General features: G+C 66.1%; 19 protein-coding genes. 7 read left to right on the top strand and 12 right to left on the bottom strand.

What is annotated here, in order from left to right; genetic code table 11:
- The gene (locus tag A9D12_RS08265; protein ID WP_197489798.1) at nucleotides 1-2,226 is read right to left on the bottom strand and encodes a TonB-dependent receptor; all 2,226 of its coding nucleotides are present in this window, start codon (nucleotides 2,224-2,226) and stop codon (nucleotides 1-3) included.
- A gap of 233 nt (nucleotides 2,227-2,459) precedes the next feature.
- Between A9D12_RS08265 and A9D12_RS08260 the strand changes: the two genes are divergently transcribed.
- Genes A9D12_RS08260 through A9D12_RS08245 form a run of 4 tightly spaced genes read left to right on the top strand, consistent with a single transcriptional unit; the run spans nucleotide 2,460 to nucleotide 5,527 of the window.
- Nucleotides 2,460-3,152, top strand: coding sequence for a PepSY-associated TM helix domain-containing protein (locus A9D12_RS08260; RefSeq protein WP_231889577.1), 693 nt, complete (start codon nucleotides 2,460-2,462; stop codon nucleotides 3,150-3,152).
- A gap of 27 nt (nucleotides 3,153-3,179) precedes the next feature.
- Nucleotides 3,180-3,662 (top strand): DUF2271 domain-containing protein, encoded by a 483-nt coding sequence (locus A9D12_RS08255; RefSeq protein ID WP_068350846.1) that lies wholly within the window; start codon nucleotides 3,180-3,182, stop codon nucleotides 3,660-3,662.
- Between the two features lie 27 nt (nucleotides 3,663-3,689).
- Entirely contained in the window at nucleotides 3,690-4,544 is an 855-nt protein-coding gene (locus tag A9D12_RS08250; protein ID WP_068350845.1) for a DUF4198 domain-containing protein, read from the top strand.
- Nucleotides 4,541-5,527 carry an FAD:protein FMN transferase gene (locus A9D12_RS08245; protein ID WP_231889576.1) on the top strand — a complete coding sequence of 329 codons (987 nt, stop codon included), beginning with the start codon at nucleotides 4,541-4,543 and terminating at the stop codon, nucleotides 5,525-5,527. The genes A9D12_RS08250 and A9D12_RS08245 overlap by 4 nt, the downstream gene beginning before the upstream one ends.
- Before the next feature lie 8 nt (nucleotides 5,528-5,535).
- Here the strand turns inward: A9D12_RS08245 and A9D12_RS08240 are convergent, their stop codons facing one another.
- Nucleotides 5,536-6,948, bottom strand: a complete 1,413-nt coding sequence (locus tag A9D12_RS08240) for a helix-turn-helix domain-containing protein (RefSeq protein ID WP_068350844.1) — start codon at nucleotides 6,946-6,948, stop codon at nucleotides 5,536-5,538.
- A 157-nt stretch (nucleotides 6,949-7,105) separates the two neighbouring features.
- Here A9D12_RS08240 and A9D12_RS08235 point away from each other — a divergent pair, with 157 nt between their 5' ends.
- Complete coding sequence (locus tag A9D12_RS08235; protein ID WP_197489797.1) at nucleotides 7,106-7,915, top strand: helix-turn-helix transcriptional regulator; 810 nt, start codon at nucleotides 7,106-7,108, stop codon at nucleotides 7,913-7,915.
- A 39-nt stretch (nucleotides 7,916-7,954) separates the two neighbouring features.
- Here A9D12_RS08235 and A9D12_RS08230 read toward each other — a convergent pair whose 3' ends face one another.
- The 3 genes from A9D12_RS08230 to A9D12_RS08220 are packed head-to-tail and all read right to left on the bottom strand — an operon-like array spanning nucleotide 7,955 to nucleotide 11,633.
- A complete protein-coding gene (locus A9D12_RS08230; protein WP_068354064.1) occupies nucleotides 7,955-10,144 on the bottom strand; it encodes a xanthine dehydrogenase family protein molybdopterin-binding subunit in 2,190 nt (729 codons plus the stop codon).
- Nucleotides 10,144-11,130 (bottom strand): FAD binding domain-containing protein, encoded by a 987-nt coding sequence (locus A9D12_RS08225; protein ID WP_068350843.1) that lies wholly within the window; start codon nucleotides 11,128-11,130, stop codon nucleotides 10,144-10,146. The genes A9D12_RS08230 and A9D12_RS08225 overlap by 1 nt, the downstream gene beginning before the upstream one ends.
- Complete coding sequence (locus A9D12_RS08220) at nucleotides 11,127-11,633, bottom strand: 2Fe-2S iron-sulfur cluster-binding protein (protein WP_082925469.1); 507 nt, start codon at nucleotides 11,631-11,633, stop codon at nucleotides 11,127-11,129. Before A9D12_RS08220 ends, A9D12_RS08225 begins: the two co-directional genes overlap by 4 nt.
- A gap of 236 nt (nucleotides 11,634-11,869) precedes the next feature.
- Here A9D12_RS08220 and A9D12_RS08215 point away from each other — a divergent pair, with 236 nt between their 5' ends.
- On the top strand, nucleotides 11,870-12,307 hold the full coding sequence (locus A9D12_RS08215) for a ferritin-like domain-containing protein (protein ID WP_068350841.1): 438 nt from the start codon (nucleotides 11,870-11,872) through the stop codon (nucleotides 12,305-12,307).
- Nucleotides 12,308-12,383: 76 nt separating this feature from the next.
- Nucleotides 12,384-14,549, top strand: coding sequence for a catalase (locus A9D12_RS08210; protein WP_082925468.1), 2,166 nt, complete (start codon nucleotides 12,384-12,386; stop codon nucleotides 14,547-14,549).
- A 40-nt stretch (nucleotides 14,550-14,589) separates the two neighbouring features.
- On the opposite strand, the gene A9D12_RS08205 is transcribed toward A9D12_RS08210, so the two are convergent.
- The 7 genes from A9D12_RS08205 to A9D12_RS08175 all read right to left on the bottom strand — a co-directional run bounded on the left by A9D12_RS08205 (nucleotide 14,590) and on the right by A9D12_RS08175 (nucleotide 23,801).
- The gene (locus A9D12_RS08205; protein WP_068350840.1) at nucleotides 14,590-15,693 is read right to left on the bottom strand and encodes an endonuclease/exonuclease/phosphatase family protein; all 1,104 of its coding nucleotides are present in this window, start codon (nucleotides 15,691-15,693) and stop codon (nucleotides 14,590-14,592) included.
- A gap of 86 nt (nucleotides 15,694-15,779) precedes the next feature.
- A complete protein-coding gene (locus tag A9D12_RS08200; RefSeq protein WP_068354058.1) occupies nucleotides 15,780-17,144 on the bottom strand; it encodes an efflux transporter outer membrane subunit in 1,365 nt (454 codons plus the stop codon).
- A gap of 5 nt (nucleotides 17,145-17,149) precedes the next feature.
- Nucleotides 17,150-18,268 (bottom strand): HlyD family secretion protein, encoded by a 1,119-nt coding sequence (locus tag A9D12_RS08195; protein ID WP_068350839.1) that lies wholly within the window; start codon nucleotides 18,266-18,268, stop codon nucleotides 17,150-17,152.
- Complete coding sequence (locus tag A9D12_RS08190; protein ID WP_068350838.1) at nucleotides 18,265-19,953, bottom strand: MFS transporter; 1,689 nt, start codon at nucleotides 19,951-19,953, stop codon at nucleotides 18,265-18,267. The genes A9D12_RS08195 and A9D12_RS08190 overlap by 4 nt, the downstream gene beginning before the upstream one ends.
- Nucleotides 19,954-20,190: 237 nt before the next feature.
- Complete coding sequence (locus A9D12_RS08185) at nucleotides 20,191-21,609, bottom strand: dihydrolipoyl dehydrogenase (protein ID WP_068350837.1); 1,419 nt, start codon at nucleotides 21,607-21,609, stop codon at nucleotides 20,191-20,193.
- Complete coding sequence (locus A9D12_RS08180; RefSeq protein ID WP_068350836.1) at nucleotides 21,606-22,982, bottom strand: NAD-dependent succinate-semialdehyde dehydrogenase; 1,377 nt, start codon at nucleotides 22,980-22,982, stop codon at nucleotides 21,606-21,608. Before A9D12_RS08180 ends, A9D12_RS08185 begins: the two co-directional genes overlap by 4 nt.
- A gap of 57 nt (nucleotides 22,983-23,039) precedes the next feature.
- Entirely contained in the window at nucleotides 23,040-23,801 is a 762-nt protein-coding gene (locus A9D12_RS08175; RefSeq protein WP_068350835.1) for a hypothetical protein, read from the bottom strand.
- Between the last annotated feature and the right edge of the window lie 35 nt (nucleotides 23,802-23,836).

The raw sequence follows: 23,836 nt of genomic DNA, 5'->3' as shown, positions 1-23,836 counted from the left end.
TCAGAAGCTCACCCGAAGCGTGCCCATCACCGTGCGCCCCTCCCCCGGCACGGCAATGACGTAGCCATCGGTCGCGCGGATCCGCTCGAAATAGCGTTCGTTGGCAAGGTTGTTGGCATTGATCTGCAGCGCGAGATTGTCGGTGAAGCGGTATTCGGCCATCGCGTTGAACAGCCAGTAATCGCCCCCCTGCCAGGCAGCGTTCGCGACCGAGGAATTGCGGGTGTTGAATTCGCCGACATAGTTGAACCCGCCCCCGACGCGAAGCCCGATCCCGGTGTCATAGGTGCTCCACAGCGTCGCGCTGTGCCGCGGCGCGCCGGCCAGTTCCTCGCCCACGGTCAGTTCCGCGCCGGTGGCAGCGCGCTGGATCTCGGAATCGAGATAGGTGTAGGCCGCGAAGACCTGCCAGGCATCGGTGATGTTGCCCGTGGCGGAAACCTCTGCGCCCTGCACCCGCTGGCGTCCGGCCAGCACGATGTCGCCGTCGATCGTGATCGGCTGGTTGACGCGGCTATTGCGGAACAGCGCGGCGGCGAGCGCGAGGCGATCGCCGAAGAGGTCGATCTTGCCGCCGATCTCGTAATTCTCGTTCTTCAGCGCAGGCAGCGCGGCATTGGCGGTGGTCACGGTGCCCGTGCCGGTCGCGCCCAGCGTCTGCGGCTGGCGCGCATCCGAATAGCTGACATAGAGGCTGGCGTTTTCAGCCGGCTTGTAAACCGCGCCCGCCTGCCAGCTGAACAGGTCCTCGCGGAAGTCGCGGGTGGTCAGCATCGCGTAATTGGTGCCGCCCAGCGTGACATCGAACCGTTCGAACCGCCCGCCGAGGCTGAATTGCAGTGCCTCGCCGATCTTGAGCGTGTCGAAGGCATAGACCGCGAGGCGATCGGCGGTGTTGTCGAACAGGCCATAGGTGCGGCTCTGCGTGAAGGGCCCGGCAAAGTCGGGTTCGGGCGCGAACAGGTTGCGCTGTGTGCCGGCAAGCCCGGTGGTGGTGATGGTGTCACGGGTCAGGCTTTCGCGGCTGATCTCCGCGCCGATCGCGAGGCTGTTGCCGATCCCGCCTTCGCGCACCGGGTGGTCAATCACGACCCCGGCACGCGCGGCGGCGACTTCGTTGCGGCTGATCCGGCCAAAGCCCTGCGGCCCGCCGATGGTGTAAAGCGCGCCTGCGGTGTTGCCCGCCGCGATGGCATCGACTGCGGCCTGCAGGCTTGCCTGACTGGCGGGGCGCGGGGTCGACCACACCGCCTCGCGCTGCACTTCGCCCCAGCGTAACCCTGCATTGAGGCTGACGACATCGCTGATCCGGTGATCGAGCGTGACCGTGGCGATCAGCAATTGCTGCTCCTCGCGGTCGATATTGCGCCAGCCATAATAGTTCGACAGCGGGAAATTCGCCGCCGCGCCGCTGGCCAGCAGCGGCACGCCGTAGTCGATCAGGTTGTCGTCCTCCTGATATTGGAGGCTTGCGGTCAGCGTCGTGTCCTGCCCGATCCCGAAGGCCAGCGACGGTGCGATCCCGAACCGCGAGCGGCCGACATGATCGCGCCCCGCGACATCCTGATCATGCGCCATGAGATTGATCCGTGCCGCGATCCCGCGCGCCTCATCAAGCAGCACATTGGCGTCCGCGGTCGCGCGCCGCCAGCCGCGGTTGCCCACGCTGAGATCGGCATTGGCGAAGGTTTCGGCCGCAGCGCGCTTGGTAACAAGGTTGATGAATCCTGCCGCCCCGCCCGCGCCCGACAATGCGGTGTTCGCGCCTTTATAGACCTCGATCTGTTCAAGGTTGAACACGTCCGAACGGCTGTATTGCAGGCGGTCGGCAAAGCCGTCGATCGCAATGTCGTTGCTGGCATCGAACCCGCGCAGATTGATGAAATCGCCCGAGCCTGCGCCCCCCTCGCCCACGCCCAGCGTGATGCCCGGCACATTGCGCAGCGCATCGCTGAAGCTGACCGCCTGCGTATCGTCGAGGAAGCTCTTGTCGAGCACGGTGACAGTGCGCGGCGTGTCGCGCAGCGGCTGGGTGACGAGCGGGTTGGCGACGGTGTCAGGCCTGTAGCTGTCTTCGATCACGGTGCCGGTCACGGTGATAGTTCCCAGCCGCCGTTCTGGCTGGGGCGCGGTGTCCTGCGCCAGCGCGGCTGCGGGCATGCCAAAGGCGGCAGCACCGACACAGCCGAGTGCGAGAAGCTGCGGGGCAAGGCGAGTGGAGGACATGGCAATTCCTGTCAGGGGGATGAACAATGCCGTCCTGCTATTGCGAGTCACTCTCATTGTCAAAAAGGAATTGCGGTGTTAGGCGATGATTCCCTGACGCGGTGCACTGGCTCGCCGGACATACTGTCCGGCGCCGCCAAGCCACCGTTTCCGTCCCTTTTTTTCCATCCGGCCCGGCGATTGCGCGGGTGCCGAGAACAGCCTGATTTCACATCGCAAGGACCCGAACCGACGTGGCAAGCAACCTTTCGCACAACCGCAGCACCGCGCTGCCTGCGGCGCGAACCGCCAAACCTCTGCGCGCTGCCGGCAAGACCCGCTCGCGCCAGTTCTGGTCGAAGCAGTTGCACACCTGGCACTGGATAAGCGCGGCAGTGTCGCTGGCCGGGATCCTCGTCTTTTCGGTCACCGGGATCACGCTGAACCATGCCGCCAGCATCGGCGGCGAACCGCAAGTGCGGCAGATCAACGACCGGCTCTCGCCCGCGGCACAAACCGCGCTGGCCGGGGCGCGGGACAGCGGCCTTGCCCCGCTGCCTGCGCGGGTCGCGCGCGATCTCGAAGCTGTGACGGGGATCGCCGCCGGCGGGCGCGCTGCCGAATGGTCGGCGGACGAGGTCTATCTCACCGTGCCCGGCCCCGGGCGCGACGCCTGGGCCAGCATCGACCGCACCACCGGCCGGATCGAGGCCGAAATCACCAATCGCGGCGCGGTGTCTTTCCTCAACGATCTCCACAAGGGCCGCAACACCGGCACCGCGTGGTTCTGGTTCATCGATGCGCTCGCGGTTGCTGCAATCATCTTCACCGTCACCGGGCTGCTGCTCCTGCAACTCCACGCACGCCGCCGCCCATCGACTTGGCCGCTGGTCGGGATCGGGGTCGCCGTGCCGGTCGTGGTGATCCTGTTCTTCCTCCACCTCTGACGCCTTTTGCAAAGGAGCCTGCCCCTTATGAAACTCCCCCTCCTCCTCGCCGCGGGTGTTGCGGTCGCCCCGGCCGTGGCTGCCGCGCAAAGCGTGACCATCACGATCCCGCAGATGAAGGTTGCCGAATATCACAAGCCCTATGTCGCGGTGTGGCTTGAGCCTGCCGCGGGCGGCCCGGCGCGCACGCTGGCGGTATGGTATAACGTGGCCAAGCGCGGGAGCGAGCCGGGGACCAAGTGGCTCGCCGATCTGCGCACCTGGTGGCGCAAGGGCGGGCGCAGCCTCAACTTGCCCGCCAACGGCGTGAGCGGCGCGACGCGTGCGCCCGGCGCGCACCGCATCCCGCTGCCCAAGGGGCTGAACGCCGGCGCCTACACGCTCCACGTCGAAGCCGCGCGCGAGGATGGCGGGCGCGAGCTGGTCTCGGTGCCGCTGACGATCCCGGCGAAGGGCGCGCGCGTTGCAGGCAAGACCGAACTTGGCGCCGTGACCATCGCCGTCCGCTGAACTTTCGATACGAACAGGAGAACCTCGATGATCCGCACTCTCGCCCTGCTGGGCACCGCTGCGCTGACCTGCGCCGTGCCTGCCGCCGCGCACAATGCCTGGCTGCTTCCCTCCACCACCGTCCTGTCCGACACGGGCCAATCGGTGACGGTCGATGCCGGCGCTTCGACCGCGCCGTTTGAGGCGGACCACGCCGCGTTGCCGGCCGAGAACGTCAAGGTCTGGGCGCCCGACGGGACGATGGGCGCGGTCGAAAACGCCGGCCGGCTGCGTTATCGTTCGACCTTCGATGTGCGGATCGACAAGCCCGGCACCTGGCGGATCGGGATGGAGACCGCCGGGATTTCGGGCAGCTTCAAGGTCGAGGGCGAGGCGTGGACGATTGGCCGCCGCCGCGGCCCGCCGCCTGCCCCCGGCGCGGCCCCGGCACCCGCTCCGCGCAGCATCGCCAGTATCGACGAACTGCCCGCAGGCGCGACCGATCTCGACCTCACCGAAACCTCGGGCCGCAACGAATTCTTCGTCACCGCGGGCGCACCCGACGATGCGCTATTCGCGCCGGCGGGCAAGGGGCTGGAATTCGTCCCTGAAACCCGCCCCACCGATCTGGTTGCCGGCGAGCCTGCGCGGTTCCGGTTCCTGATCGACGGCCAGCCAGCCGCCGGCCTCGCGGTCGACGTGATCCCCGGCGGGCGGCGCTATCGCAGCGACAGCGCTGCGCAAAGCCTGACCACCGATGCCGAAGGGCGGATCACGATCGAATGGCCGGGCGCGGGGTTCTACTGGCTCAACGCGGTGGCCAGCGACGACAAGCCGCAAAACCCCAAGGCCGCCAAGCGGCGGATGACCTACACCGCAACGCTCGAAGTCCTCGCACCGTGATCGCCGCCGCCGCGCCGTCGCGAATCGCGGTTCCTGTCGCAATCGACCCGGCAGTCTTTGCCGGGCACGATCCAGCAGCGCGGGTGGCGGTGTTCGGCGGGGAGACGATGGGAACCACGTGGTCGGTGCAAGCGGCGCTATCCGGCGGTCACGCCGCGGGCGAGGCGGCGCTGACAGAGGCGGTTACCGCGCGGCTGGCGGCAATCTGCGCGCAGATGAGCCATTGGGACAATGCCTCGCTGCTGTCGCACTTCAACACCGCGCCGGCGGGCAGCACGATCACTCTGCCGCGCGATTTTGCACAGGTGATGGCCGGCGCGCTCGCGGTGGCGCGGGTGAGCGGCGGAGCATTCGACCCCGCGCTGGGACGGCTGACCGACCTTTGGGGGCTTGGCCCCAACCCTGCTCCCGCACCGCCTTCGCTCGCCGCGCTCACGCAAGCGCGTGCGGCATGCGGGTGGCACAGGCTCGCCTTCGATCCGGCCAGCGCGACACTGCACCAGCCCGGCGGGGTATGGCTCGACCTGTCGGGGATCGCCAAGGGTTTTGCGGTGGATGCAGTGGTCGATCTGCTCGCAGCGCGGGGCGTGCGCCATGCGCTGGTCGAGATCGGCGGCGAATGCGCGGGGCGCGGATTGCGCCCCGATGGCGATCCGTGGTGGGTCGATCTGGAGGCTCCGCCCGCCGCGTCCCTGCCCGGATTGCGGGCCGCGCTGCACGGCCTCGCGGTCGCGACCTCGGGCGATTATCTGCGCGGCGCGCATACGCTCGATCCGGTGACGGGCCAGCCGTTGATCGGCTCGGTCACGGCGGTCAGCGTGCTGCACCCCTCGTGCATGCAGGCCGATGCTTGGGCGACCGCGCTCGGCGCGGCGCCGTTGCCGCGCGCGCAGCAGCTTGCCACCGCGCACGCGCTTGCCGCCCGTATGGTCCTGCGCAGCGGCGAGGAATGGCTCAGCCCCGCATTGCAGGCGATGCTGTGACAACGGGGTCAGGTCTTCATTTCGTAGGGGATCACCCCGCGCCTAAACAGGTCGACCGCGATCTGCTGGTCGCTGGGCGGATAGGCGCGCTGGTCGCAATCGAGCCGCGGGCAGATGCGGCACGACACGCCGATCGGGGTCGCCGCGCGTTCGGACAACAGATCGATCCCGTCGGCATAGACGAATTCGGCGGCGTGCTGCACCTCGCATCCCAGCGCCACCGCGAACCGGCGCGGGGTGCGGTCGAACCTTCCGGACGATTTCACCAGCCCCTTGGCAATCGAGATGTAGCGCAGACCATCGGGGGTTTCGGCGACCTGCACCAGAATGCGGTCGGGGATCGCGGCGGCCTCGTGCACCACCCACAGCGGACACGCCCCGCCGAAGCGTGCGAACTGGAAGCGGGTGGCGCTATGGCGCTTGGTGATGTTGCCCGCCATGTCGACCCGGCAGAAGAAGATCGGCAGGCCCCGCTCGCCCTCGCGCTGCATGGTCGAAAGGCGGTGGCAGGTCTGCTCGAAACTGGTCTGGTAAAGCAGCGCCAGCCGGTCGACATCATGGCGGCAGTCGCGCGCCGAGCGGCGGAATACGCCGTAAGGCATCAGCAGCGCGCCCGCGGCATAGTTAGCCAGCCCGATGGTGAGCAGTTCGCGCGCGGCATCGCTTTTCAGCCGCGCGCTTTCGGCAATCTCGCGGATCGCCGCGCTGAGGCTGGTGGCGGCGACGTGATAGGCGATCTGGAACCGGATGCTCGGCCCGGTCTGCGCCGCGGCGACATGCAGCACGCGGGCGCGCGGGTCATAGCGTCTGAGCGCCTCGCCGGGGGCAATCGCGACATTGATCGCGTGCGCATCCTCAAGATGGCGGCGCAGCGCCTCGGTCGAGGCGACCCCGTCCGGCCCGGCGATCGAATGCGCGAGGCTTTCGGCCGAACGGTCGATCAGGTCGACATAGTTGTTCGACAGATGAAACCAGTCGCGCACCTCCTCCCACGGCAGACGCGCATCGTCATCGGCATCGAGCGTCAGCGCCTCGTCGACCATTTCGAGCCGCTGCGTGGTGCGCCGATAGCTTGCATGGAGCGCGACGAAGGCCTTGGCAAAACCGGGCTGCTGCTCGGCCAGCCGCGCGATCGCATCGGGCGCGAAGGGCGCGGCGAAGAGCGGATCGGCCAGCGCCTCGCGCAGCGTCAGCGCAAGCTGTTCGGTATCGTCGCTGCGGAAATCCTGCCAGTCGAGCGGGAACTGGCGCGCCACGCGTTCGACCAGCTTGGCGGTAAGCGGGCGGTCGTCATGTTCGAGCTGGCTGAGGTAGGACGGGCTGATGCCGAGTTGCGCGGCGAGTTCGGCCTGCCGCAATTCATGCTTTTCGCGCAGTTGCTTGAGCTGGGTTCCGGCAAACAGGCGTTGGCGCACCGACATGAGGCAGTCTCCCACTTTGCAAAGTTGCGCTTTGCAAATTTGCAACATTGCATTGGACTCGTCGCCGCGCTTGCGCAAGTCTTCCGGTCCTGCGGAAGCGCGGTTGCGCTCCGGTCTGATCCCTCCACCTGCCGTATGGCGCCACGGGAGATGCGAATTGGCCACCAATGTTCTCGAACTGCATCGTTTCGATCGCGCACCCGATCCGCGGGCGCTGATCGATCTGGTCACGGTCCGCGACCGTGCGGCGATCCTTCCCGCAGCGCTCGGTCTTGCACGCGAGGTTCGGCGGCTGGGTCTGCGGCTGATGCTGTGGGATGATCTGTCGAGCCTTGCACCGATGGTCGATGCCTCGGGCGCGGCGCTCAATTCCGCGGTGTTCGGCTGGGACGAGGACACGCTTGCCCCCTGGCAATGCCGCGAGCGTGCGCTCCACAACCCGGTGCTGCGCGCTTGCCGGATGGAGAGCGAGCCGTTCCTAATCGATGGCAGCGGCGTACGCGGGATCTGGGCAGATCCCCTGCCCGCGCGCGGATCGCAGGGCGATTTTGCCGCCCGCACCGGCTTTGCTGCCGCGATCGTGGTGCCCGTCCACCTGCCGTTCGGCCAGATCGGGGCAGCGGTCCTCAGCGCAGCCGATCCTGCCGCGGGCCTCGACGATGTCTTCGATACCCTGCCCGATACGCTGGCGCCCGCGATCCGGCGGTTCGTGCGCGGCTATGTCGGGTTGTGTCGCGACACACGCTATCTTCCGCCCGCGTGCCAGTTGAGCCCACGCGAGGTCGAGTGCCTGAGCTGGATCGCGCAGGGCAAGACCGATTACGAGATCAGCATCATTCTGGGCTGCAGCCATGCCGGTGTGCGCTACCACATCACCCGCGCGTGCGAACGGCTGAACGCGGTCAACCGCGCGCAATCGGTGTTCCGCGCCAGCCAGCTCGGCTATATCGGGCCGGGCGCACCCTGACCGGGTGAGAGGGGGCGCAAGGCCGCCCCCTCGCCGGAATCAGTCGGGCATCGCCGCGATCACGCGGTCGGGCGTCATCGGAAATTCGAGCACCCGCGCGCCGCTGGCATTGTAGATCGCGTTGGCGATCGCGGCAGCGCCGCCGCACATCCCAAGCTCGCCGATGCCCTTGGCCTGGATCGGACTGGCCGCTCCGTCGCGTTCCTCGACCATGATGACATCGAGTTCCGGAACGTCGCGGTTTACCGGGACGTGGTATTCCGCAAGATCGCGGTTGACGAGGTGGCCATCGCGGCCATCGAACTCCAGCGCTTCGGTCAGCGCGGTGCCGATGCTCCACGTGATCCCGCCAAGGCATTGCGAGCGCGCAGTCTTGTCATTGAGCACCCGGCCGAACCCGAACGCGCCGAGCATCCGATCGACCCGCGTTTCGCCGGTGAAGTGATTGACGCGCACCTGCGCAAAGAACGCACCGAAGCCCGAAGCGGTGAAATCTTCGGCAATCGCACCGGGTTCGTAATGGCCGATCTTGGCGATATCCTTGCCGTCCAGCACTTCGACGAGGCTGGTGCCGCTTGCCGCCTTGCCGTCGCGCAGCGCCAGTTCGGGTTCGTCGACGCCGAGCCGCTCAGCCAGTTCCTCGCGGATCGCCTTGCAAGCGACATAGAGCGCCGAGCCGATCGAGGGCGCGCCCCAGCTTCCGCCCGAGCCTGGCCCGCGCGGATGGCGGCTGTCGCCGAGGTCGACCAGCACGCGGTCGGGCGCAAGGCCCAGCATTTCGCCCACGACCTGCGCGGCGATGGTATAGGTGCCGGTGCCGATATCGGTCATGTCGGTTTCGACCACCGCCGTCCCATCGGCTTTCAGCGTCACGCGCGCCTTGGCTTCCATCACGTTGTGGACGCGCGCCGCGCTCGCCATGCCGGTGCCGACCCACCATTCGCCCTCGCGGGTGTGGCGGGGGGTGCGGATCGTCTTGTTCCAGCCGAACGCTTCGGCGCCCTGATTGAGACAATCGGCGAGCGTATGGCTGGAGAAGGGAATGCCCTTTTCGGGGTCCTTGTCCGGAATGTTCATCAGGCGCAGCTTGACCGGGTCGATCCCGGATCTTTCGGCGAGCATGTCCATCGCAACCTCGAGCGCGGGCATCCCCACGGCTTCGCCCGGCGCGCGCACCGAGCCTGCGGTCATCATGTGGACGCGCGCCAATTCGAGCTTCAGCTCGCGGTTTTCGCCCGCATAGAGGAAGTGCGAGGATTGGAGGATCGGTTCGGCAAAATCCTCACCCGGCAGGTTGCTCACCAGCGCATGGTGGCCGAATCCGGTCATCTTTCCGGCCGCATCGACGGCGAGCCGCAGGCGTTGCTTGCTTTCCGAGCGGCGCATGATCGTTTCGAAGACCTGCTGGCGGGTCATCACCACCCGCACCGGGCGGCCGATCTGCTCGGCTGCGATCGCGGCGGCGACGACTTCCTCGCTCACCCCCAGTTTCGATCCGAACCCGCCGCCGACATAGCGCGCGATCAAGCGGATGTGCTGTTCGCGGATGCCCAGTGCGTCCGCAAGTTCGGTGATGTTGTAATTGAGCATCTGGAGCGATGCGTGCACCGTCAGATCATCGCCGTCCCAGCTGGCGATCGCGGCGTGCGGTTCCATTGCGGCAGACGCGTGGCCCTTGGTCCGGATCGTCACATCGACGCTGTGCGCGGCATCGCGCATCGCTGCGTCCAGATCGCCCTGGCTGATCGTTTCTTCGGTCTGTTCTTCGGTCTTGGCGGTTTCGGGGTCGAGCGGCGGATTGATCTCCTCGCCGTAGTCGACGACGATATGCTTTGCCGCATGCCGCGCCTGTTCAAAGGTTTCGGCGACGACCAGCGCGATCGGCTGGCCCCAGTAATCCACGCGGGCCGGGTTCTGTTGCGGGGCTTCGTCGGCGGTGCCTTGCGCGGCGCGCGTGGTAAGACGCGGATCGTCGATCACCGCGATCACGCCGGGCATCGCCAGCGCGGCTTTCTTGTCGATCGCGTTGACCACGCCGCGCGTAATCGTGGCGGTGATGAGCACGCCCTCGGCGCAATCCTGCACCGGATATTCGGCGGCATAAAGCGCGGTGCCGGTGACCTTGGCGAGCCCGTCGAGCCGCGACACGGGCTTGCCCAGCACGCCCTGCTTCATCCCGTCCAGCCGATTGGCGTTGTCGGGCTTGTCCTGCTTTTCGTGGGCGATCATCATGTTGTCATTCCCGTCGCATCTTCGAGCACGGCACGGAGCGTCCGGCGTGTCAGGGGGATCTTGAAGTCGTTCTCGCCATAGCCGCGCGCGTCTTCGAGCAGGAGATCGGCGGCCTTGTCGAACAGGCCTGCGCTCGGCGCTTCGCCCACCAGCAGTTCGCCGAGGCGCTGATCGTGCCACGGCTTGTGCGCCAGCCCGCCAAAGGCGAGATCGGCGCGCGCGATCTTCCCGTCCTCCATGTCGATGATCGCCGCGACCGACACCAGCGCAAAGGCATAGGACGAGCGTTCGCGCACCTTGCGATAGATCTGTCGGCCCGCCACCGGCGGGGGCAGCGTGACCGCGGTGATAACGTCGCCGTCCTCAAGCACGTTTTCACGCCACGGCGTATTGCCGGGCAGCAGGTGAAAATCGGCCACGGGAACGCTGCGCTCGGCGCCGTCTGCGCCCGTGATCTCGACCGATGCGCCCAGCACCGTGAGTGCCACCGCCATATCGCCTGGATAGGTGGCGATGCATTGATCGCTTGTACCGAGGATTGCGTGCAGCTTGGCAATGCCCTCGATCGCGCCGCAACCCGAACCGGGCTCGCGCTTGTTGCACGGCTGGTCGAGGTTGGTGAAATAAAAGCAGCGCGTGCGCTGGCACAGGTTGCCGCCGGTGGTTGCCTTGTTGCGCAGCTGCTGTGTCGCGCCGGCAAGGATCGCGCGCGACAGCACCGGATAATCCTTGCGCACGCGTTCGTGCACCGCGGTATCGGTGTTGGTGACGAGTGCGCCGATCGTCAGCCCGCCATCGTCGGTGTCTGCGATATCGGTCAGCCCGACGCGCGAAATGTCGCACAGCGTTTCAGGGGTTTCGACCTGCAATTTCATCAGATCGATCAGGTTGGTGCCGCCGGCGATCAACATCGCTGAGGCATCGCCGGTGTGCTGCGAAATCTCGGCGAGCGAACCGGCGCGGGTGTAGGCGAAGGGTTTCATGCGCGTTGCTCCGCCACTTCGCGGATCGCCGCGACGATATTGGCATAGGCGCCGCAGCGGCACAGATTGCCGCTCATCCGCTCGCGGATTTCCTCGTCGGTGATCGTCAGCCGGGCGAGGAGATCATCGCTCGCATCGCTGGGCCAGTTGGCATCCATCTCATCGAGCAGGGCGGTCGCCGAGCAGATCTGTCCCGGTGTGCAATAACCGCACTGGAACCCGTCATGGTCGAGAAACGCCTTCTGTAGCGGCGAGGGCGCTTCGGGGGTGCCGATCCCTTCGATCGTGGTCACCTCGTCGCCATCGTGCATCGCGGCCAGCGTCAGGCAGCTGTTGATGCGCACGCCGTTGAGAATGACGGCACACGCGCCGCACTGGCCGTGGTCGCAGCCCTTCTTGGTGCCGGTCAGCCCAATGCCATCGCGCAGGAAATCGAGCAGCGAGACCCGCGGATCATCGGGCAGCGCATGCACCTCGCCATTTACTGTCAACGTCTGGGTCACACCGATCTCCTTTGCCTACAGAAGCGCGCGATGTGCCGCAGAGTTCCGCGCATGCGCGGGCGGATACGCTCTGATGTGCACCGTGTGAGAGCAAGCGACTGCAATCCCGCACATCCTGCCGTGAAGAAAACACATCGCGGCAATTTGCCCGCACCCGGTGGAACATCATCGCCTCGACCCTGCTTGAGTGGGCACAGCCGGACACAGATCCGGCGCCAACGCATGAAGGAACTGCCATGAAATTCGACACCACTTCGCTCGAAACGCTGATCGACACGACCTACGATTCGGTCGAAGGCTATCGCAAGGCCGGCGAAACCGCCAAGTCGCCCGAACTGAAGCGCATCCTGTCGGAACAGGCCGCCAAGCGCCAGAAGACGCTCGATACGCTGAATGCCGAACTGACCCGTCTGGGCGGCAACCTCGTCACCAAGGGCACCGCGACCGGCGGCCTCCACCGTCTATGGATGGACCTCACCGACCTCTTCGCCAACGGCGACAAGGTTGCGGTGAACCGCGTCGAGGAAGGCGAAGACTACCTTGCCGAGAAGTTCGAGGAAGTGCTCAAGGCCACCGACCTTGATCCGACCACGCGCACCGTCGTGCAGACCGCACTGAATGAAATCCGCGAAGGCGAGCGCATGGCCGATCGTCTCGCCGACCAGTACGACTGATTTACCGCCCGGCAGCGCAGCGCCAACCCGCCGCGCTGCCGGGTTTTTCCTTTTTACCGCTTCGAGGATACCCATCATGGCCCGCAAACCCACCCCCGCCGATACATCGCCTGCAACCGGCAACGCGCTGCGCGATCACCAGCAGGGCCAGGGCTCGGCGGCCTTCACCGACAACACCGGCAATGCGGGCGAACTGCATCAGGATATCGCCGCTGACGGCGACCATTCGGATGGCCCCGCTCATCTGACCGACAACCACGGCCACCGCATTGCGGACAATCAGAATTCGCTGCGTGCAGGGACGCGCGGCCCGACGCTGCTCGAAGATTTCGTGCTGCGCGAGAAGATCTTCCATTTCGACCATGAACGCATCCCCGAGCGCATCGTCCACGCGCGCGGATCGGGCGCGCATGGCACCTTTGAAGTCACCCGCGCGATCCCCGAATGGACCCGCGCCGGACTGTTCCAGGAAGTCGGCACCACTTGCCCCGTCTTCGTCCGCTTCTCGACCGTCGCGGGCGGCGCGGGCAGCGTCGACACCCCGCGCGATGTCCGCGGGTTTGCGGTCAAGCTCTATACCCAGGAAGGCAACTGGGATCTGGTCGGCAACAACATCCCGGTGTTCTTCATTCAGGATGCGATCAAGTTCCCCGATCTCGTCCACAGCGTGAAGATGGAGGCCGATCGCGGCTATCCGCAGGCCGCCAGCGCGCACGACACCTTCTGGGATTTCGTCAGCCTGATGCCCGAAACCATGCATATGGTGATGTGGGCGATGTCCGACCGCGGCATCCCGCGCTCGCTACGGATGATCGAAGGCTTCGGCGTTCACACCTTCCGCTTCATCAATGCAGAGGGCGAAGGCCGCTTCGTGAAGTTCCACTGGAAGCCCGTGCTCGGCCTCCAGAGCACGACTTGGGACGAAGCGGTGAAGATCGCCGGGGCCGACCCCGACTTCCACCGCCGCGACCTGTGGGAAGCGATCGACGCGGGCGATTTCCCGCAATGGGATCTGGGCGTGCAGATCTTCGACGAGGCCTGGGCGGCGAAACAGCCCTATGACGTGCTCGATGCGACCAAGCTGATTCCTGAAGAGGAAATCCCGGTCGAGGTGATCGGCCGCATGACGCTGAACCGCAACGTCGACAATTTCTTCGCCGAAACCGAGCAGGTTGCGTTTCTGCCGACCAACATCCTGCCAGGCATCGACTTTTCCAACGATCCGCTGCTCCAGGGCCGCCTGTTCAGTTATCTCGACACGCAGAAGTCGCGGCTGGGAACCACCAACTTCCACCAGATCCCGATCAACGCGCCCAAGTGCCCGTTCCACAACATGCAGCGCGATGGAATGATGCAGACGCTGGTGCCCAAGGGCCGCGCCAATTACGAACCCAATACGCTGGCGCAGGCCGGTGAGGACGGCGGCCCTCGCGCCTGCCCTGAAACCGGTTTCAGCTCGTTCCGCGAGAACGGCGAGCGCAACGATCCGACCGAGAAGCTGCGCGTGCGCCCGGAAACTTTCGCCGATCACTACAGCCAAGCGCGGATGTTCTACCTTTCGCAGACCGAAAACGAGCAGGCGCATATCGCATCGGCGATCGTGTTCGAATTGTCGAAGGTGTCGATCCCGCATATCCCGACGGCGGTCATCGCTCGCCTGCGCAATATCGACGAGGATCTGGCCAAGCGCGTGGCCGAAGGGCTCGGCATCGATCTGCCAAAGAAGGCCAAGGCTGCCAAGGAGCCGGTCGATCTGGGCACGTCGGATGCGCTGTCGATCCAGAAGAACGCCAAGGCGACGCTTGAAGGACGCAAGGTCGGCATCCTGTTCGACGAAGGATCGAACAAGGAGACGATCGACACGCTGGTCGCCGATATCGAAAAGGCGGGCGGAACCAGCTTCCTCGTCGCGCCCAAGATCGGGCCGCTGAAGGTCAAGGGCGGCACGCTAAAGGCCGATGGTCAGCTTGCGGGCACGCCTTCGGTGATGTTCGATGCGGTCGTCGCGATCCTGATGCCCGAACGCGCCGAAAAGCTCGCGCAGGATGTCGGCGCGGTGGCGTGGTTTGCCGATGCATGGTTCCACTGCAAGACGATCGGCGCCTGCGGAGGCACGCGCAAGCACCTGCTGCCCAAGGCCAATATCGAGCCCGACGACGGTATCGTCGATCCCGAGGACTTCATGAAGACCGGCGCGATCCGCCACTGGCACCGCGAACCCAAGGTCCGCGATCTGGCGTAACGCCGCCTGACAGGACGAAACGCCGCCGGTGACTGCAAGTTCAGTTACCGGCGGCTTTTTCCTGTCTCGCCTCGACGTAATCCTGCGAAATGTCCTGCGTATCTTCGCGGTCGCCCGCGTCGGCCTTTTCGGGGGTGTCGTTCACCGCCTTTGCGCGCGAGGGGTCGAGGCACAGGTCGCTGACGATCGCACGGTGATCCGATCCCACATCGCGCAGCACCCGCATGTCCTTCAGCAGGAAATGCTCGCTCACGAACACATGGTCGAGCGGCCATGCCAGCCAGATCATGTTCGACGGGAAAGTGGCATAGCTGCCCCGCCCGATCCGCGGATCGAGCAGGCGCGCGGTCTTCTTGAACAGTTCCGACGTGTTCGACCAGGCAACATCGTTGAAATCGCCCAGCACCAGCACCGGACGCCGTTCCTGTTCGAGCAGCTTGCCGACTTTCAGCAATTCGTAATCGCGTTCATCGGTGTCGCTGCCGGGCCGCGGCGGGTGCGGATGGATGCCGAAGAAGCGCACCGCCTGACCATCGATTTTCAGCGTTGCCATCACCGAAGGCGTATCGGGCTTCGCCAGATCGCGGATCGCCGCGTCCGACATCGGGAAGCGCGAGGCGAACATCATGCCGTAGGTGTTGGGCAGTGGCCGGTCGAGCCGGTGCGGATAGGCCTTCAGCACGGGTTCCAGCGCTTCGGCCCATGCCGCATCGGTCTCGGTCAAAAGCAGGATGTCGGGCCTTTCCTCGCGGATCAGTTCGAGCGCGGCGGCATAATCGCGATTGTCTTGCAACACGTTGAAGGCGAACACCCGCAGGCACGAGGCGTCCTTGCTGCGCGCATCGGCCGAGGCGACTTCGGTGGGAGCGAGGAAGCTGTGCGGGAAGATGCGATAGGCCTGCCAGCCCGCGCAGGCCGCCAGCGCCAGTGGCAACCACGGGCGGGTCTTGCGGTCGAACAGCGCTGTCAGCACCAGCAGCACCAGCATCGCAATGAATATCTGGAGCCGCGGGAAATCCCACACCCTGATCCACCATTGTTCGAACCGCGTGGCGCTGGCCAGCGATCCGGCGATCAGCACCGCGGCGAGGACGCGCAGCGCCCATACGCCAACGTTACGCGCGACGCGCGTTCCCTTCAACATCCCCGAATTTCCCCTGTCTCGTGACGTTTTCTATCGGCAAGCGATATGCCGGATCGTCGCCAAATGCCAAGGGTGTTGCGAACGCCTTACTGCGGCGCGCCGCCGACCGCCTGATACAGCCCCACCAGCGTCGTCAGCTCGTCCGCGCGGGTCTGGATCAGCGACAGATCGACCCCCAGCAATGCGCGCTGTGCATCGACCTGTTCGATATAGGCGGTGTAGCCTGCGCGGTAACGATTGCCTGCATGCCGCAGCGCATCGGCGACCGCGGCGCGCTGGGCGCGCTGGGAACGCTCCTGTTCAGCCAGATTGGCAAACACCGCCATACGGTCCTCGACCTCGCGGAAGGCATTGAGCACCGCCGAACGGTAAGCCCACGCGGCCTGATCGCGCTGTGCGGTGGCGCCGTCGAGCTGCGCGGTCAGGCGTCCGCCCTGAAAGATCGGGGCAAGGATGCTGCCGCCCAGCGACCAGACGCTGATCGGGTTCGCCAGCAGGTCGGAAATCGCCAGACCCGCATTGGCAGCCAAGTTGATCGACGGCATGAACTGCGCGCGCGCGGCGCGCATCTGCGCATCAGCAGCGGCAATGCGGTATTCGGCGGCGGCGATATCGGGCCGGCGGCGCAGCAGCTCGGACGGGAGCACCTGCGGCGGCGCAGGCATGTCGAGATCGCTAAGCCGCCCGCCGCGCGCAATCGCGCCGGGCAATTCGCCGGTCAGCACGGCGAGCGCATTTTCCTGCCGCGCGATCTGCGCCTTGATCTGCGGGATCAGTTGCACCGCCGCTTCGTATTCGGCTTCGGCCTGCCGCAATTCAAGCTGCGATGTGTAGCCGACCTCCGCCCGGTCGCGCGCGAATTTGAGCGCCTGCGCGCGCGCGGTCACCGTCTCGCCCAGCACCACCAACCGCGCGTCGAGCGCGAGCAGCGTGATGTAACCGCTCGCGGTGGCGGCAGTGACCGACAGGCGCGCGGCCTCTTCCTCGGCGGCGCGCGAGGCGGTGGTGGCCTCGGCCGCGTCGATCCGCGCGGCGTTCTTGCCGAACAGGTCGATTTCGTAACTTGCGCGGAAGGCGGGCTGTGCGACCAGCGATTCCTGCCCGCGCCCGAACGGGCTGACCTCGCGCCGGGCCCCGCCGTCGAGCCCTGCGCCGAGGGTCGGCAGCAGCAGCGCGCGCGATCCGGCTTCGGTCGCGCGCGCTTCCTCGACCCGCGCGGCGGCAAGCTGCACATCGGGGTTGTTCGCACGCGCGCGTTCGACCAGCGCGGACAATTGCACGTCGCCAAACCCGCGCCACCAGTCCGCCTCGACCGGAGCGGTCACCGCCAGCGGCGTGCGCCACTGCGCGGGCGCGGATGCCGCGGTTGCAAGCGGCGCCTCGCGCAACGCCGGCGCGCAGGCGGACGCCAGCAGCGCTCCGGCAAGCGCGGCGATGGTGGATTTACGCATCGCGCTCACTCCCCGGTATGCACGGTGGCGACCACCGACATGCCCGGCCCCAGCCGCTTGGCCGCCGCCTGCCCGCGATCGAGCACGATCCGCACCGCGATCCGCTGCGGCACCTTGACGAAATTGCCCGCGCCCGTGTCGGGTTTGACGATGCTGAACTCGCTGCTGGCGGCGGGCGCGATGCTCTGCACCTTGCCCGTCAGCCGCGCGCCGCCCAGCGCGTCGATCGCCAGCGTGGCGCGCTGGCCGACCGCCATCTTCTCGGTCTGGGTTTCCTTGAAATTGGCGACCACCCACAATTCGTCCGGTACGATCGACATCAGCTGCGTGCCGGCGCTGACCAACTGGCCTTCGCGCGCGGTGATTTCGCTGAGCTTGCCCGCCCGCGGCGCGCGGATCTCGGTGCGCGACAATTCGAAGGCGGCCAGATCGCGCGAAGCCTTGGCGCCCGCGACCTGCGCCTCCAGCGCGCCGCGGCCGACCTTGACCGAGCGCACGTTCTCCTCGGCGATCGCGCGCTGCGCCTGTGCCTGCCGCACGCCTGCCTGTGCCTGACGCAGCGCGGCGAGCGCCTGATCGCGTTCGCGCAGCGAGACCGAGCCTTCGTCGACCAGATCGTTGATCCGGTTCATGTCGGCCTGCGCCTTGAGATAGCCCGCCTGCGCGCTCGCCACCGCGGCGTCCTGCAACTGCATCTGCGCCTGTGCCGAACGCAGGCTCTGCTGGCTGTTGGCAAGCGTTGCCTGCTGCGCGGCGATGTTGGCATCGCTCTGCTGGACCTTGCCTTCAAACGGGGTGGCATCGATCCGCGCGAGCAACTGGCCCTCCTTCACCTCCTCGAAATCGGTGACGGTGACATCGACCAGGTAGCCTGCCACCTGCGGACTGACGATCGTGGTGCGCCCGCGGACATAGGCGTTGTTGGTGGTCTCGTCGCTGCCACCGAAGGGCGGCAGGCCCCATGCCGCCATCGCCACCAGCGCGCCCGCCATGAGCAGGATCACCGCCGGGATCACCCGCTTTCTGGTGATCTGCGGCGACCAGCCCTTCTCGGTCTGTGCCGGGGGCGCATCGCTGCTGCGCGGGATGTCGGCGGTGTCCGGCTGCGGATGGGATGGGTTCATGGCTTGGTTCCTGCACGCATGGCCTCGATAAAGGCCAGTTCCTTGGCGAGCGGATTGCGCCCGCGGATCTTGTTGTTGACCCATGGCACCAGCATCACGGCAAGCGTGATCGCAGACAATGCGCCGATGAGGAAGAAAACATCGTTGAAGGCCAGCACCGCCGCCTCGCGGCCGATCTGTTGCGAGATGGTGGCGGAGGTGGTCTGCTGCACCAAGGCGCTGTCGGTCTGGAACGGCGCGGTGCGGCGCGCAACATTCGTCATCGCCTGCGAAAGCTGGCTGTTGGTCAGCGTCAGCGTCGATCCGGCATCGATCAGGTGCGTCTTCAGCCGGATCGTGTGGAATGCGGATAGCAGCCCCACCCCCGCCAGACCGCCGATCGATTGCGACAGCGAAAACACCGCGATGAAGCTGACCACGTAATTCTGCCCCGCAGCGAGCGCGCGCAGCATGCCTTCCATCATCACCGGCCCCATCGCAAACACCGCGGCAAAGGCAATCGCGGCCTGACTGAGATAGAGATCCTCGGGCCGGCTCAGCACCCCGGCGCGGGTGTCGGCAAAGGCGGCGATGCAGATCACCAGCACCGCGAACAGCACCGGGCGCACCAGATCGCGCGGATCGAGCCGCGCGACCGAGGCGACCATCCCGCCCGCGGTCGCGCCGGTCAGCACCCAGAAATAACTTACCAGCTGATCGTTGCCGTATCCCAGCGCGGTGAACAGCCCGGTCGCGCCGAAGCCCTGTTCAGCCACGAGAATGCGCACGCTCGCGCCCACCAGCGCGATGTTCAGCACCGCGCGGCTCGACAGCCACGAAAGGTCGAGCATCGGCGATTTGCGGTTGGCCTCGATCAGCAGGCACCCGCCCAGCCCCAACACCGCCAGCGCCAGCGCATAGCCGAGCCATGGCGTGTCCCACCACTGGATCCGCCCCTGGATCAGGAACGCGCACAGCGATCCGACGCCGAGCATGAACAGGCCGAAACTGGGAATGTCGAGTTTCTCGAAGGTCACTTTGCGCACCGCGGGCGGCAATCGCAACAGCCACACCAGCCCGAGCCCCCCCAGCGACAGCGCGAACTGGAACTGGAACACGCGCGACATGTCGCCATCGACCAGCAGCGCGGGCGATATCGCGCGCGCCAGCGGGAAGGCGATCTGCGACAGGCCAAGCGACAGCACCAGCCCCACGGTTCTGACCGCAGGGGGAAGCCCCTGCATCAGGTAATAGATCGCCAGCGCCGACAATCCGCTTGCCGCAATCCCTGCGACAGCGCGCGCGGCCAACTCGGCGTGATAGCCCGGCCCGATCAACTGGACGAGATTGGCGGTGACCAGCCCCGCCATCGCCCAGCGCACGAACAGCTGGATGCCGAATTCCTGCCGAACCCGGAACAAGAGCATGCTCATCGAGGCATAGGTCGCGTAGAAGGCGACCGACATCCAGCCGGCCTCCACCGGGGTCAGCGCGAATTCGGCCTGGAGCGCAGCGTTGTTGGCGAGCAGAAAGCCGTTCTGCGCCCCGCCGACGAGCCCGATATAGACCCCGATCGCCAGATAGGCGGCGCGGCGGCGTGGCGGGTGGTCGGGATTGGCGGGCGATCCGGGCAGGATCGGCATCTCATGCGGCTTGAAAGTGTAACCATCGGCCGTGTCGACCAGCGGACGTGGCGGTTCAGCCATGGGCGGTCTGCCCTGCGGTTGCGCAATGTGCCGAATTGCCCCGTGTCACATCTGATCCATTTCTTGCGCCGGCCTTGCGCCCCCAAATGGGCGTTCTATCCCGTTTGCGCCCAAGCGAAACGAGACCGCGGTTGTTCCGCGCGCCTTGGCACAATATGCATCATGCTGCGCCGCAGCACTGATTTGCTTGGCCAAAAAATTTCTATGCCGCTTGGGTGCTGGCGGCGGAAAAGCGGCTCAGGCGCCGGGCGGCGATCCGGTGTCCTGATTGTCGGGGATCGCGATGGGGGTCGCCGCGCACACCATCCGCAGCGCCTGTTTGAGGCCTTCCTCGATGGTCGGATGATAGAAGGGCATTTCCAGAACCTGCGTCGCGGTGAGTTTCTGCTGCATCGCCCAGGTGAGCAGATGCCCGAGATGCTCGGCCGCAGGCGCGACCATGTCGGCGCCGATCAGCACGCCGTCAGGTGCCGCGGCGTAGAGCGTCAACGCGCCTTCGTTCCGCGCCTCTACCCGCGCACGGCCCTGATCGGTGAAATCGCTGGTCCCGCTGACCGCGCTGTCGGCTTCGGCGCGGCCGATCGAAACGACCTGCGGGTCGGTGAAGGTGATGCTGAAGGGCACATAGCGTTCGATCCGGATCGGCGCGGGGAACGCGGCGGCATTGCGGCCCGCGATCGCGCCGTCGTGCGAGGCTTCGTGGAGCAGCGGGTAATCGGCCGCAACGTCGCCTGCGAGAAACACGTTGCTCTCGCCGCAGCGCATCGTTTCGCGCTCGTGGCAGGGCACGCCCTTCTCGTCGGTTTCAAGCCGGGCCTTTGCGATATCGAGCCCGTCGAAGGTCGGCGGGCGGCCCACGGCGACCAGCACCTTGTCGAACACTGCTTCCCCCTTGCTTGCGCCCTTCCACCGGATCGACACACCGTTTTCGTGCGGCCTGGGCGTGACTTCGACCCCGAGGTGCAGATCCATGTCCTTGGCGATAATGTCCTTCAGCGCCTTGTGGACGCGCGGGCAGCGCAGCTTTGCCAGCGTATCGGCCTTGTCGAACAGCGCGACCGCGACACCCAACCGGGCAAAGGCCTGCGCCATCTCAAGCCCGATCGCCCCCGACCCCACCACCGCCATCCGCTTGGGCAAGGCGGTGAGGCTGAACACGGTTTCGTTGGTCAGCGCGGCGCTGCCCAGCGCGGCGAAGGCATCGGGCATTGCAGGGCGCGATCCGGTGGCCACGACAATCGCGCGCGCCTCGATCCGGCGGCCATCGTCGAGTTCGAGCACGCCGGGTTTGACGAACTTTGCCGAAGCCTTGATCCGCACCTTGGCGGGCACGTCCTTGATGCCTTCACGGGTCAGCTTGACGAAGCGGTCACGCTCGGCCCGGATGCGACCGAACATCGCCTTGTCGTCGACCGTGACGCCTTCGACATCGATCCCGAAAGAGCCTGCACGCAGCGCCGCATGCCGTGCCTTGGCCGCTGCGATCAGCAGCTTGGACGGCATGCAGCCCACGGTCGCGCAGGTCGTTCCGTTGAAAGCAGGATCGATCAGCAGCGTCGAAGCGCCATTGGCACGCGCGGCACGTTCGGCGGCGAGGCCGGCAGTGCCGGCCCCGATCACCGCGACATCGCATTCGAGCGTGCCGGCCTTGCTCATGCGACGAGGATCGCCTTGGCGTTCACGAACTCCTTGAAGCCTTCCTCGCCGTGCTCGCGGCCATAGCCCGAATCCTTTACCCCGCCGAACGGCATGTCGGGCGATGCGACGTTGAAGTTGTTGATGAACACCATGCCGGTGTCGAAATGCTTCTCGGCCAGTGCCTTGGCGCGTTCGGTGTTGCGCGAGAAGATGCCGCCGCCCAGACCATAGCGGCTGTCATTGGCGAGGCGCATCGCGTCCTCGTCATCCTTGGCGCGGATGATCGAGGCGACCGGGCCGAACAGTTCGTCGTCATAAGCGGGCTGTCCCTTGGCGACATCCACCAGCACCGTGGCGGGATAGAACCAGCCGGTGCGATCGGGGATCTTGCCGCCGACCAGCACGCGCGCGCCCTTGGCGACGCTTTTCTCGACCTGTTCATGCAGCGAATCGCGCTGGCGCTTGGAGACGAGCGGGCCAAGCTGCGTGTCGTCGTCGGTGGGATCGCCCATGCGGATGCCTTCGAAGGCCTGGGTATAGCCCTTCACGAAAGCATCGTAATTGGCATCAGTCACGATAAACCGCTTTGCGTTCACGCAGGTCTGACCATTGTTGTAAAGGCGGCCTTGCACGCAGGTCTTGATCGCCAGATCGAGATCGGCGTCGTCCAGCACCATGTAGGCATCGTTCGACCCCAGCTCGAGCACGGTCTTCTTCGCCATCGACGCCGCCTTGGCACCGACCGCGCGGCCCGCCTTGTCGCTGCCGGTCAGCGTAACACCGCGCACCAGCCGGTTCTCGATAACCTTGTCCGATTGTTCGTGGCTGATGATCAGCACGCCGAACAAACCCTTGGGAAGCCCTGCGCGTTCATAGACATCGCGCAGGAACAGCCCGCTGCCGGTGCAGTTCTCGGCGTGCTTGAGCAGCACGCCATTGCCCGCCATCAGGCTGGAGATCGAATAGCGCACTGCCTGATAGGCTGGAAAATTCCATGGCTGGATGCCGTAGATCACGCCAATCGGCGCGTGATGGACATAGCCCTGCCCGCTTTGGGTGTGGCGCTTCTGATCGGCCAATGCGCCCGGGCCGTTGTTCGCGGTGTAATCGCAGATCGCAGCGACCAGTTCGACTTCCTGCCGGCTGTCGCGCATCAGCTTGCCGACTTCGCGCGTCATAAGCTTGGCGAATTCTTCCTTGCTCGCGCGCAGTTCGGCGCCGATCTTGCCGATCACCGCAGCGCGGTCTTCAAGGCTGACCATGCGCCATTCGAGGTGCGCCTTGTGCGAGGCTTCGATAGTGGCGAGCATGTCTGCATCGCTCATGTAATCGTAGGTTTCGATCACCTCTTCGGTGAGCGGGTTGGTGGTCTGGATGCCGGTGTCGGTCATGGGTCGTCTCCGTTGGGGGGCGGGGTTTTGCGGGGGGTGTCGTAGACTGGCCGGGGTTCAGCCATATTCCTTGCGGTGATCGGCAAGCGTGTCCTCGACCTTGTCTAGCGCCGCGAGGATTTCGGTTGCGAAGCCACCGGGGGGAAGTTCGCGCACGGCGGAATGCGCGGCGCAGACGATCGGCGTGCCAGCCCAGTCGCGTGCAAGATCGCGGGCCCAGCGGGCGTAATCGTCGGCGGCGCCCGCGCGCTTTTCGAGCGCCTTGGGCAGCATCGGGTGGAAGCCGAGCTTGGGTTCGGGAAGCACTGCGGACAGAATGCCGGGCGCCATCCAGACGTTGATCGTATCGTCGACATGGACGATCCCGCTCGCGCGGTGGCGCGCGATCACCGACCCGACATGCACCTTTTCGTCGGCGCTGATGAAATCGACACCGGCAGGAATGCTGAATTCGAGGTCTTCGGCGAAATCGGCCTGAGTCGACGCGTGCTCGATCAGGGCCGGGTCCCATGCGATTTCAGGTACCTCGGTATGGTGACGCGCGGTGCCGATCATCCGGGCCTGCGGCAAGGCATCGGACAGCGCGGTGCAATGAATGGTGTGGAACGGGTGGAGGTTGATGACAGCATCGACCTGGGCGCCGCCGCCCGTCAGCGCCAAAAGCTGCGCCAAATCGTCATCGGCCAGCCCGTAGCTGTCGAGCACGAGAAAGCGCCCGTTGGCGCGCCGCAGCAGGGACATGTGCGTGCCGATCTCTATGACCTTTGCGGTCTTGAACGATCCGCGAAAATTCCAGAAATCGTGATGGAGCTGCTTCACCGGGGGCCTCCTTCGCTGGTGCCGCAGACGATAAG

It is taken from the genome of Erythrobacter neustonensis (assembly GCF_001663175.1).
GTDB lineage: Bacteria > Pseudomonadota > Alphaproteobacteria > Sphingomonadales > Sphingomonadaceae > Erythrobacter > Erythrobacter neustonensis.
The sequence above is the reverse complement of the archived record's forward strand: the minus strand, read 5'-3'. Positions and strand labels throughout refer to the sequence as shown.

Coding starts and splice junctions, on each gene's coding strand:
- A9D12_RS08225 (WP_068350843.1), bottom strand. CDS start 11,130: ATGAAACCCTTCGCCTACACCCGCGCCGGTTCGCTCGCCGAGATTTCG.
- A9D12_RS08265 (WP_197489798.1), bottom strand. CDS start 2,226: ATGTCCTCCACTCGCCTTGCCCCGCAGCTTCTCGCACTCGGCTGTGTC.
- A9D12_RS08185 (WP_068350837.1), bottom strand. CDS start 21,609: ATGAGCAAGGCCGGCACGCTCGAATGCGATGTCGCGGTGATCGGGGCC.
- A9D12_RS08250 (WP_068350845.1), top strand. CDS start 3,690: ATGATCCGCACTCTCGCCCTGCTGGGCACCGCTGCGCTGACCTGCGCC.
- A9D12_RS08200 (WP_068354058.1), bottom strand. CDS start 17,144: ATGCGTAAATCCACCATCGCCGCGCTTGCCGGAGCGCTGCTGGCGTCC.
- A9D12_RS08240 (WP_068350844.1), bottom strand. CDS start 6,948: ATGTCGGTGCGCCAACGCCTGTTTGCCGGAACCCAGCTCAAGCAACTG.
- A9D12_RS08180 (WP_068350836.1), bottom strand. CDS start 22,982: ATGACCGACACCGGCATCCAGACCACCAACCCGCTCACCGAAGAGGTG.
- A9D12_RS08195 (WP_068350839.1), bottom strand. CDS start 18,268: ATGAACCCATCCCATCCGCAGCCGGACACCGCCGACATCCCGCGCAGC.
- A9D12_RS08230 (WP_068354064.1), bottom strand. CDS start 10,144: ATGATCGCCCACGAAAAGCAGGACAAGCCCGACAACGCCAATCGGCTG.
- A9D12_RS08215 (WP_068350841.1), top strand. CDS start 11,870: ATGAAATTCGACACCACTTCGCTCGAAACGCTGATCGACACGACCTAC.
- A9D12_RS08210 (WP_082925468.1), top strand. CDS start 12,384: ATGGCCCGCAAACCCACCCCCGCCGATACATCGCCTGCAACCGGCAAC.
- A9D12_RS08255 (WP_068350846.1), top strand. CDS start 3,180: ATGAAACTCCCCCTCCTCCTCGCCGCGGGTGTTGCGGTCGCCCCGGCC.
- A9D12_RS08205 (WP_068350840.1), bottom strand. CDS start 15,693: ATGTTGAAGGGAACGCGCGTCGCGCGTAACGTTGGCGTATGGGCGCTG.
- A9D12_RS08190 (WP_068350838.1), bottom strand. CDS start 19,953: ATGGCTGAACCGCCACGTCCGCTGGTCGACACGGCCGATGGTTACACT.